General features: G+C 72.9%; 10 protein-coding genes and 2 riboswitches. Of the genes, 2 read left to right on the top strand and 8 right to left on the bottom strand.

Features of this window, described 5'->3' with window-relative positions:
- Window positions 1-76: 76 nt before the first annotated feature.
- From gcvH to ACFP1K_RS29935, 6 genes are all read right to left on the bottom strand, one after another.
- Window positions 77-466, bottom strand: a complete 390-nt coding sequence (gene gcvH / locus ACFP1K_RS29960; RefSeq protein WP_380759536.1) for a glycine cleavage system protein GcvH — start codon at window positions 464-466, stop codon at window positions 77-79.
- Window positions 463-1,554 (bottom strand): glycine cleavage system aminomethyltransferase GcvT, encoded by a 1,092-nt coding sequence (gene gcvT, locus ACFP1K_RS29955; RefSeq protein ID WP_380759534.1) that lies wholly within the window; start codon window positions 1,552-1,554, stop codon window positions 463-465. Before gcvT ends, gcvH begins: the two co-directional genes overlap by 4 nt.
- A 33-nt stretch (window positions 1,555-1,587) precedes the next feature.
- Window positions 1,588-1,693, bottom strand: a riboswitch (glycine riboswitch).
- A riboswitch (glycine riboswitch) is annotated at window positions 1,694-1,790 on the bottom strand.
- Between the two features lie 18 nt (window positions 1,791-1,808).
- Complete coding sequence (locus ACFP1K_RS29950; RefSeq protein ID WP_380759532.1) at window positions 1,809-2,522, bottom strand: gamma-glutamyl-gamma-aminobutyrate hydrolase family protein; 714 nt, start codon at window positions 2,520-2,522, stop codon at window positions 1,809-1,811.
- 1 nt (window position 2,523) lies between these two features.
- The gene (locus ACFP1K_RS29945; RefSeq protein WP_380759530.1) at window positions 2,524-3,288 is read right to left on the bottom strand and encodes a 3-oxoacyl-ACP reductase; all 765 of its coding nucleotides are present in this window, start codon (window positions 3,286-3,288) and stop codon (window positions 2,524-2,526) included.
- A 21-nt stretch (window positions 3,289-3,309) separates the two neighbouring features.
- Window positions 3,310-4,653, bottom strand: a complete 1,344-nt coding sequence (locus tag ACFP1K_RS29940; RefSeq protein WP_380759528.1) for an aldehyde dehydrogenase family protein — start codon at window positions 4,651-4,653, stop codon at window positions 3,310-3,312.
- Window position 4,654: 1 nt separating this feature from the next.
- The gene (locus ACFP1K_RS29935) at window positions 4,655-6,001 is read right to left on the bottom strand and encodes a glutamine synthetase family protein (protein WP_380759526.1); all 1,347 of its coding nucleotides are present in this window, start codon (window positions 5,999-6,001) and stop codon (window positions 4,655-4,657) included.
- Window positions 6,002-6,145: 144 nt separating this feature from the next.
- On the opposite strand from ACFP1K_RS29935, the gene ACFP1K_RS29930 reads away from it, so the two are divergent.
- Window positions 6,146-6,868 carry a FadR/GntR family transcriptional regulator gene (locus tag ACFP1K_RS29930; RefSeq protein WP_380759524.1) on the top strand — a complete coding sequence of 241 codons (723 nt, stop codon included), beginning with the start codon at window positions 6,146-6,148 and terminating at the stop codon, window positions 6,866-6,868.
- Window positions 6,869-6,954: 86 nt separating this feature from the next.
- Window positions 6,955-7,140, top strand: a complete 186-nt coding sequence (locus tag ACFP1K_RS29925) for a hypothetical protein (RefSeq protein ID WP_380759522.1) — start codon at window positions 6,955-6,957, stop codon at window positions 7,138-7,140.
- Window positions 7,141-7,184: 44 nt separating this feature from the next.
- On the opposite strand, the gene ACFP1K_RS29920 is transcribed toward ACFP1K_RS29925, so the two are convergent.
- A complete protein-coding gene (locus ACFP1K_RS29920; RefSeq protein WP_380759520.1) occupies window positions 7,185-8,678 on the bottom strand; it encodes a nickel/cobalt transporter in 1,494 nt (497 codons plus the stop codon).
- On the bottom strand, window positions 8,675-10,201 hold the full coding sequence (locus ACFP1K_RS29915) for a tetratricopeptide repeat protein (RefSeq protein WP_380759519.1): 1,527 nt from the start codon (window positions 10,199-10,201) through the stop codon (window positions 8,675-8,677). Before ACFP1K_RS29915 ends, ACFP1K_RS29920 begins: the two co-directional genes overlap by 4 nt.
- Window positions 10,202-10,251: the final 50 nt, after the last annotated feature.

Below are 10,251 nucleotides of genomic sequence, written 5' to 3'. Positions count from 1 at the left end.
GGGCGGCTGGGGGTGTGGGAGGGGGGATGGGTGGGGCCTCGGCCGACAGGGATCGGCCGAGGGGTGGGGGGTGGGGTTAGGAGTCGGTGGTGGTTAGGGTGGTGTATTCCTCGGGGGTCAAGAGGTCTTCGGGGTCGCCGGAGACTCGGATTCGGAAGAGCCAGCCTTCGCCGTAGGGGTCGGAGTTGATGAGCGAGGGGTCGTCTACCACCGTTTCGTTGATCTCGACTACCTCGCCGCCTACGGGGGCGTAGATGTCGCTCACGGACTTGGTGGATTCCACTTCGCCCACGGCGTCGCCGGACTCCAGGGTGGCGCCGGCTTCGGGGAGTTGGACGAAGACGACGTCGCCGAGGGATTCGGCGGCGTAGGCCGTGATCCCCACGGTCACGACCAGGCCGTCGTCAACCCCGGCCACCCACTCGTGCTCCTTGGTGTAGCTGAGCTCCTCGGGAATGCTGCTCACATGCTCCTCCGGTAAAAAGGCAGGTCAACCACGTCGACCGGTTCATGGCTACCACGGATGTCGACCGCCAGGCCGTCGGACACGTCGGTGTCCACGTAAGCCATCGCGATCGGCTTGCCGAGTGACTGGGACGGGGCGCCGCTGGTGACCTCTCCAACGACGGTGCCGTCTCCGCTGAGGACCACGGGGTAACCGTGGCGTGGCACTCGGCGGCCCCGCGCGACCAGGCCGGTCAGGCGCCGGCGCGGGGGGACGTCCTTGAGGGGGGCGAGCGCGGCGCGACCGACGAAGTCGCCCGGCTTGCCGAATTTGACGACGCGGCCGAGGCCGGCGTCGAAGGGGGTGAGGCCGGCGTTCAGCTCGTTGCCGTACAGCGGCATCCCGGCCTCCAGGCGCAGCGTGTCCCGGGCGGACAGCCCGGCGGGACGCAGGCCGTGCGGCTCCCCGGCCTTGGCCACGGCCTGCCACAGCGGCACGGCGTCCGCGGCGGCGGCGAACAGCTCGAAGCCGTCCTCCCCGGTGTAGCCGGTGCGCGCGACGAACGTCTCGAAGCCCGCGACGACGCCGGGAAGACCGGCGTAGTACTTGAGGCCGGACAGGTCGGTGTCGGTGAGCGAGGCGACGATCTCGGCGGCGCGCGGGCCCTGCACGGCCACCAGCGCGTACTGCTCGGAGCGGTCGTCGATCTCGGCGTCGAAGCCCTCAGCCCGCGCGGTGAGCTCCGCGGCGACCCGGAGGTAGTTGGAGGCGTTGGCCACGACCATGTATTCCCCGTCGGGCAGACGGTAGACGATCAGGTCGTCCAGCACACCGCCGTCCGGCGCGCAGATCATGGTGTACCGGGCCCGGCCGGGCTCCAGCACCGACAGGTGGCCCACCAGGGCGTGGTCGAGCGCCTCGCCCGCCTGCGGCCCGGTGACGAAAATCTCCCCCATGTGGGACAGGTCGAACAGCCCCGCCGCCTTGCGCACGGCGTTGTGCTCGGCGGACTCGCTGCCGTACCGCAGCGGCATGAGCCAGCCCGCGAAGTCGGTGAGCGTCGCGCCGAGGCTCTCGTGCACCTCGCGGAGCGGTGTAGATCTGGACATGATGCGCACCTCAGGCAGGGTTGGATGACAGCATCCTCCCCCTCTGTCATCGGTGCCTGAGAGTTTCGCCCGGGTTTTGCCGGACTTTCACCTTCGGCGAGGTCCCACGCGCAGCGGGGACCCACTTTCCAGAGGCCACCTGACCCGCGCGGTCCTTTGCCTTGTGAGGTTCGTGGGAGGACTTGCTCCTTCAGGGGCCCTGACCGGATGTCAGGGCACTCTCCCGCACGGGGTCACCGGTGTTCCGGCCCACCTTACCAATGCCGGGCGGGCGCCGCCGAGGCCACGAGGGCCTCGAACAGGGGGCCGTCGGGGCCGGTCTCGGGGTGCCACTGCACGCCGAGCGCGAACGGGTGCCCGGCCAGCTCGACGGCCTCCACCGTGCCGTCCTCGGCGGTCGCCGACACCGTCAGCCCGTCGCCGAGCCGGTCCACCGCCTGGTGGTGGTAGTGCGCGGCGTCGGACGTGCCGCCGCCGAGTACGTCGGCGAGCGTGCTGCCGGGCGTCACCCGCACCGGCATGTTCCCGAACTCGCCGGGCGCGGGCGCGTGGCCCCCGTGGCCGACGACCTCGGGCAGGTGCTGGTGCAGGGTGCCGCCGAGGTGGACGTTGAGCACCTGCATGCCCCGGCAGATGCCGAGCAGCGGCAGCCCGGCCGCCAGCGCCGCGCCGACCAGCGCGAACTCCGCCTCGTCGCGGAACTCGCGCACGTAGCCGGTCTTGTCGTGCGCCTCCGCGCCGTACCGGCCGGGGTCCAGGTCGCCGCCCCCGGCGACGATCAGGCCGTCCAGCCGTTCCACCAGCGGCGCGGGGTCGCCCGCCGGCGGCACGATGACCGGCTGGCCGCCCGCCGCGGCGACCCGCTCGACGTAGTTGTACGGCAGCAGCGCGGTGGTCATCTGCCACACCGTGAAAGCGGCGGGTTCGACGTAGCACGTGATGCCGATGATCGGCCGGTAGGCGCCCACGTCAGACCGGGGTGACGTAGGCGCCGGAGATGCCGCCGTCCACCAGGAACTCGGCCCCGGTGATGAAGCTGGCGTCGTCCGAGGCGAGGAACGCGACGGCCGCCGCGATCTCGGACGCCTCGGCGAACCGGCCCATCGGCACGTGCACCAGCCGCCGCTGCGCCCGCTCGGGGTCCTTGGCGAACAGCTCGCGCAGCAGCGGGGTGTCGACCGGCCCCGGGCACAGCGCGTTGACCCGGATGCCCTCGCGGGCGAACTGCACGCCGAGCTCGCGGGTCATGGACAGCACGCCGCCCTTGGACGCGGTGTAGGAGATCTGGGACGTGGCCGAGCCCATCACCGCGACGAACGACGCGGTGTTGATGATCGAGCCCTTGCCCTGCCGCCGCATGTACGGGATGGCGTGCTTGCAGCAGAGGTACACGCTGGTGAGGTTGACCTCCTGCACCCGGCGCCACGCCTCGATGCCGGTGGTGAGGATGGAGTCGTCGTCGGGCGGGGAGATGCCCGCGTTGTTGAACGCGATGTCCAGGCTGCCGTAGGTGTCGGCGGCGATCTCGAACAGGCGGGCGACGTCCTCCTCGCTGGTGACGTCCGCCCGGACGAACAGGCCGCCGACCTCGTCGGCGATCTTGGCGCCGCCCTCCTCGTCGAGGTCGGCGCACACGACCTTGGCGCCCTCCTCGGCGAAGCGGCGCGCGGTGGCGAGCCCGATGCCCCCAGCCGCGCCGGTGATCACGGCGACGCGGTCCAGCAGACGTTGCATATCGGATCCATCTCCTAGATCTCAGTGAGCGATGAAGACGTTCTTGGTCTCGGTGAAGGCGGCCAGTGCGTCCGGCCCGAGCTCGCGGCCGAGCCCCGACTCCTTGTAGCCGCCGAACGGCGTCCAGTACCGCACCGAGGAGTGGGAGTTGACGGAGAGGTTCCCCGCCTCGACGGCCCGGGCCACCCGCAGCGCTCGCCCGACGTCCCGGGTCCAGATGGAACCCGACAGACCGTACCGGGTGTCGTTGGCGATCCGCACGGCGTGCCCCTCGTCGTCGAACGGCACCACGCTGACCACCGGCCCGAAGATCTCCTCGGTGAACGCCCGCTCGTCCAGCGAGTCGTGCGTCAGCACGGTCGGCGGGAACCAGAACCCCTTGCCCGCCGGGCAGGTGCCCTGGAAGCGCGGCGTGCCGGTCACGTACGACGCCACCCGGTCCCGGTGCTCGGCGCTGATCAGCGGTCCCATGCCGGTGCCGGGGTCGCGCGGGTCGCCCACGATGACGGCGGTCACGGCCCGTTCCAGCCGCTCCAGGAACTCCTCGTACACCGGCCGCTGGACGAGCACCCGGGACCGCGCGCAGCAGTCCTGCCCGCTGTTGTCGAAGACCGCCCCCGGCGCGGAGGCCGCGGCCAGTTCCAGGTCGGCGTCGGCGAACACGATGTTGGCGCTCTTGCCGCCGAGCTCCAGGGTGACCCGCTTGACGGTGGCCGCCGCCGCGGCCGCGATCTGCTTGCCCACCTCGGTGGAACCGGTGAACACGATCTTGGCGACGTCCGGGTGGCCGGCGAGCCTGGCCCCGGCGACCTCCCCTGCCCCAGGCAGCACCTGGAGCACCCCCTCGGGGAGGCCGGCCTCCAGGGCGAGCTCGGCGAGCCGCAGGGCCGTCAGCGGCGTCCACTCGGCGGGCTTGACGATGACGGTGTTGCCCGCGGCGAGCGCGGGCGCGGCGCCCCAGGTCATGATCACCATGGGGAAGTTCCACGGCACGATCACCCCGACCACGCCGAGCGGCTCGTGGAACGTGATGTCCACCCCGCCGGGCACCGGGATCTGCTTGCCGTGGTTGCGCTCGGGCGCCCCCGCGTAGAAGTGCAGCACGTCGCGGACGTTGCCCGCCTCCCACCGCGCGTTGCCCACGGTGTGCCCGGCGTTGGCCAGCTCCAGCTCGGCCAGCTCGTCCGCGTGCCGGTCGACCAGGTCGGCGAAGCGCCGCAGCAGCCGCGCGCGGTCGCCGGGCGCCACGTCCCGCCAGGCGGGGAACGCGGCTTTGGCCCGTTCCACCGCGCGGTCGGTCTCGGCCACGTCGGCGAGCTCGACGTCGGCCAGCACGTCCTCGGTGGCCGGATTGACGATCCTCATCTCACATCCGCTCGAATCCCCGGAAAAGCTCCCAGTCGGTGACCGCCGCGTCGAAGGCGGCCAGCTCGACCCGGGCGTTGTTGGCGTAGTGCTCGACGACCTCCTCGCCGAGCGCGGCCTTGGCGATCTTCGAGCCCTGCCACAACGCCAGGGCGTCCCGCAGCGTACCGGGCACGCGGTCCGCGCCGGAGGAGTAGGCGTTGCCGCCGTACGGCTCCTCCAGCGGCAGCTCGTTGTCCACGCCGTGCAGGCCGGCGGCGATCAGGGCCGACACCGCCAGATAAGGGTTGACGTCGCCGCCGGGCACGCGGTTCTCCACCCGCAGCGAGTGCCCGTGCCCGACCAGCCGCATCGAGCAGGTCCGGTTGTCCACGCCCCACTTGACGGCCGTCGGGGCGAAGCTGCCCTCGACGTACCGCTTGTAGGAGTTGATGTTGGGCGCGTACATCAGCGTCAGCTCGCGCAGCGCGGCCAGCTGTCCCGCGATGAAGTGCTCCCCGGTCTTGGACAGCCCGTGCGGCCCGTCGCCCGCCATCACCGGCCCGCCGCCGGTGTCGCGCAGCGAGATGTGGATGTGGCAGGAGTTGCCCTCCCGCTGGTTCGGCTTGGCCATGAACGTGATCGACATGCCCTGCTGGGCCGCGATCTCCTTGGCGCCGTTCTTGTAGATCGTGTGGTTGTCGCACGTGGTCAGCGCCTCGGCGTACCGGAACGCGATCTCGTGCTGCCCGAGGTTGCACTCGCCCTTGGCGGACTCGACGTACATGCCCGCCCCCTCCATGCCGAGCCGGATGCGGCGCAGCAACGGCTCCACGCGGGCGCCGCCGAGCAGGGAGTAGTCGACGTTGTACAGGTTGGCGGGGGACAGGTCGCGGTAGGCCTTGCCCCAGGCGCTCTCGTAGCTGTCGTTGTACACGACGAACTCCAGCTCGGTCCCGACGTACGCCGCCAGGCCGCGCTCGGTGAGCCGGGCGATCTGCCCGCGCAGGATCTGGCGCGGCGAGACGGGCACCCCCGTGCCGTTCTCCCACACCACGTCGGCCATCAGCATGGCGGTGCCCTCCTGCCAGGGCACCCGGCGCAGCGTGTCCAGGTCGGGTCGCATGACGAAGTCGCCGTACCCCCGGTCCCAGGACGACATGCTGTAACCACCGACCGTGTTCATGTCGATGTCCACGGCGAGGAGGTAGTCGCACCCCTCGGCGGCGTGCTCCAGCACCTCCGCAAGGAAGTACCGCGCGGACAGCCGCTTGCCCTGGAGGCGTCCCTGCATGTCGACGATCGCCAGCAGCACGCTGTCCACCCGTCCGGCGGCCACATCGTCACGCAGTTCGTCGAGGGTGAGCACGGCGCTCCCTTCCGTCAAAAGTCTGGAAACAGACCATTGGCGGCATGCAAGCACCAGCAGTGCCCCCGCGTCAACGGTCCGGCGCGTTCCAGGGACGAAAAGGACTAATCTCGAACCATTGGCATCGGGTGCGAGGGGGACGTGATGAGCGAACCGCAGCTCGTCGCGCTTCTCGGGCCGGTCCGGGCCGGCAACGCCTTCGAGGAGACCGTCGAGCGGCTGTTACAGGCCATCAAGCTCGGCGTGGTCGCGCCGGGCCAGAAACTTCCCCCCGAGCGTGAGCTCGCCGCCCAGCTCGGCATCAGCCGCGTCACCCTGCGCGAGGCCATCCGCGCCCTCCAGGACGCCGGCTACCTCGACGTGCGGCGCGGACGGTACGGCGGGGCGTTCGTCGTCTACGAGACGCCCCGGCCGGGGCACGGCGACCTGCGCAGGGCCGTCATCGAGATGGGGGCGGGGGAGCTGGCCGACGCGCTGACGTTCCGGATGGCCATCGAGTGCGGCGCGGCGCAGGTGCTGGCCACCACCGCGCTGACCCCCGATCAGCGGGACCTGCTGCGGCGGCGGCTGACCGACGTCAACGAGGCCGCCCCGGGGGACTACCGGCGGCTGGACACCGCGTTCCACCTGGCCATCGCCGAGCTGACGGGGTCTTCGCTGCTGGCCGCCGCCGCGGCGGACGCACGGTTGCGCGTCACCGACCTGCTGAACGCGATCCCGGTGCTCGGGCCCAACATCGACCACGCCGCCGCGCAGCACGTCGCGATGGTGGACGCCATCCTGGCCGGGGATCCCGAGGCCGCCCGGCGCGCCGTGGTGGAGCACCTGGACGCCACCGCCTCGCTGCTGCGCGCCTTCCTCGCCTGACACCCGTTCACCGTCCTGCGCATGGTTCCCGTTCTCCGGGGGAGTGGGGAGGGGCACTCTATGAAAGGCGGAGTCCGATGGGTCTCATGGACAGGTTGAGATTGCGCGAACTGAAGGCCCGGGCCAAGCGCCGGTTCGGATCGAGCACCGGCAACCGGACGATGGCCGCCGAGGCCCGCACCGAGGAGGCCGAGGCCAAGCTGCTGCGGACCAAGGACGAGATCATGGAGACCGCCAAGGAGATCCGCCGCGAGTACGGCGGCCGCCGCTGACCCGTCCCTCCGGTGCCCCGGTGGGGCCCGGGGCACCGGAGGTGTCAGAAGGCCGCCGTGAGGCTGCGCAGGGCCAGGCCGCCGCCGAGCACGACGATCATCGTCGCGGTACCCATCGGGGTGAACCCGGCGATCTTGGCGGCGAGGCCCTGGCGGGCGGACGCCAGGCGGTCCAGCCGTGAGGCCAGCTTCACGAGCAGCAGGCCGGTCGCGGTGAGCGTGGCCGCCATGCCGAGGCCGTAGGCCACGACCAGGGCGACGCCGAACCACGTACGGCCGAGCGCCGCCGCCCCGAGCAGCACGATCAGCGCCGACGGACTCGGCACCAGGCCCCCCGCCACCCCGAGCCCGAGCAACCCCGCCCGTCCCGGCCGGGCGTCGTCATGCCCGTGACCGTGTCCGTGGCCATGCCCGTGACCGTGTCCGTGGCCATGCCCGTGACCGTGTCCGTGGCCATGCCCGTGACCGTGCCCATGTCCGTGACCGTGCCCGAAGGCGACGGGGTTGGCGCGGTTGCGGAGGGCCGAGACGAAGAGGCGGGTGCCGATGACGGCGATCAGGACGCCGCTGGCCAGGCCGAGCCAGGACAGCACCGACTCCCCGGCGAGCGACGAGAACACGCTGATCAGCAGGCCCACCACGAGCACACCCAGGGTGTGGGTGGCGGTCACGGTGGCGCCCACGACGAACGCGTCCCGCGGCCGTCCGCGCCGCCCCGCCAGATAGGCGGCCATGATCGTCTTACCGTGGCCGGGGATCAAGGCGTGCCCGGCCCCCAGCACCACCGCGAGCAGCACGGCGAGCAGGCCGAGCGGCACCGTCAGCGAGGAGCCGCCGACCAGGCCGGTGAAGGTGCGGTCCAGCGCCGCGAGCCCGTCCCCGAGAGGACCCGGGAGACCGAACCCGCCGGCCGTGGAGATCCCGCCCGGCCCGGCGAGACCCCCGTCGGGGGCGGTCCCCGAGGACGGCGCGCCGGCCACCCGCAGGGTGACCGAGCGCTGGTCGAGCGGGTCGGCGAGCAGATCGTCGGGATAGCGGCGCAGCACGCCGGTGGGGCTGGTGGCCGGGACGCCGGACGGCGCCAGGCCGACCCCGGAGCCCGCGGCGGTGATCTCCCGCCAGCCGAGCTTGTCGCCGAGGAAGGCGTCGGTGAACGCCACCGAGGACGCCGCGGCGACCGGAGCGGACAGCTCGCAGGTCAGGCGCCCGGTGCGCAGCCCGCCCTGGCCGGGCAGGTACTCGAACGAGGCCGGGCCGGTCCGCCACGGCACCGGCGCGCCGTCCACGACCAGCCGCTGGGCCCGCGCCAGCTCGGCGCAGGTGACCCGCGCGTACGCGGCCCGCTCCTCGCCGGACGCCGCGCCCGAGCCGTCGGCGTCCACGACCGGCGCCGACTGCAGCGTGGGCAGCTCGGCGTAGTCGACGACCGCGGTGTTGCGCACCTGGCCGGGCCGCAGTTCGAGGCCGTTGTGGTGGTTGACGGTGAAGTTGCCGAGCGGGTGGACGGCCACGACGGCGGCCACGACCAGGGCGATCATGTGAACCTCGCCAGAGAGGGGAGAGTCGGGTCGAATTCGGGGTTGTACTCGGTGGTCAGCGAGGAGAAGAGGTTGGCGTCCCGCCCGGAGGCCTTCTCGATGACCGCGCGGTGGTGGGCGGACAGCGCGTTGCGCCAGCCGAGCGCCGTGGCCTTCTTCGTGTACGGCAGCGCCTCGCGCGAGCGGCCCGCCTTGTGCAGGGCCCACGCCAGCGCGTCGGCGGCGACCACGTTGGGGTTGCGCGCGTACTCGGCCTCGGCGTGGCGGACGGCCGCGGCGGGCGACCCGTGGTCGGCCTCGAACTCCGCCCAGGTGATGTCGTCCCGCACGCCGCTCGCGGCCATCAGGTCCTTCTGCGCCCGCAGCAGAGCCCACTGCGCCGAGGGGTCGCGGCCGAGCTTCTCCAGCACCTCGCCGTACTCGGTGACGTACTGCGCGAGCGGCACCCGCCCGACCACGGCCGCGTAGCCGGTGGCGGCCCGCTCCAGGTCGCCGCTCAGGGCGGCGGCGCGGGCCTGCCCGGCGAGCGCGGGCAGGAAGCCGGGGGAGGTGCGCAGGGCCTCGCGGTACATCCGCCCGGCCGTGGCGAGGTCGCCCGCGCGCAGCGCCAGCTCGCCGAGGTAGTAGCGGCAGTAGGCGGCGTCCTCGGGGGTGAAGGCGTCCGCGAGGGCCGCCTCCATGAGCTCGCGGGCCTTGGCGGTGTCGCCGTGCAGCTCGGCGTCGTAGGAGGCGCGGGTGAAGGACGAGACGCCGGGCCGCAGGTCCATCATGCGGCGCACGGCCTCGCTCGCCTCGGGGTAGTCGCCGAGCTGGGTGTGGGCGTCGGCGAGCACGCCGTACGCGGCGGGCCCGTAGGGGTTGGCCTCGGCGGCGCGGCGGGCGAGCCGTACGGCGTCGGCGAACTCGTGCCGCCCCGCGGCGAGCGCGGCCTGGCCGGTCAGCACGGCGAAGTCCCCGGGGGCCAGGCGGGCGGCGCGGTCGAGGGCCTGCTCGGCCTTGGTGTAGTAGGTGGGGTCGGCGGTGATCCGCGCCTGCTGGACGTACGCCGCGCCGAGCGCCGCCCACGCCTGGTGGTCCTTGGGCAGCCGCCGCAGCCGGTCCTGGAGGGCTTTCACCGACCCGGGCCCACCGGCCGGTCCGTAGATCCCGGCGCCGGGCAGGGCGGCGGTGGTCAGCACGGGCGCGGCCTGCGGCTCACCGCCGGGGAACAGCGAGGCCCCCGCCGTGACGGCCACCGCGATGGCGAGCACCCCCGCCACGGTCCCGGCGGCCGTCCGGACCCTGCCCAGCGGGCGCCGGGCGCGGGAGCCCCGGGCACGGCGGCCCTCGGAGGACGGGCCGGAGGTTGTCTCGGTGCGGGGGCCGGACGAGGTCTGGGTGTGCGGGCCGGGGGAGGTCTCGGTGTGCTGGCCGGGGGAGGACGGGGTGGTCTCGGTGTGCGGGCCGGAGGAAGAAGAGTCCTGGGTGCGGCGGCCCTGGGGGTCGTGGGGGTGCGGGTCGTGCGGGCGCAGGGTGTCGCGCATGGTGAACTCTCCTGAAGGGGGCCCGGATGGGGATGGCGCCGCCGGGGTGG

This window comes from Sphaerisporangium aureirubrum (assembly GCF_042658925.1).
Taxonomy (GTDB): domain Bacteria; phylum Actinomycetota; class Actinomycetes; order Streptosporangiales; family Streptosporangiaceae; genus Sphaerisporangium; species Sphaerisporangium aureirubrum.
Note: the sequence above shows the minus strand (reverse complement) of the source record. Positions and strands in the feature narration are given on the sequence as shown.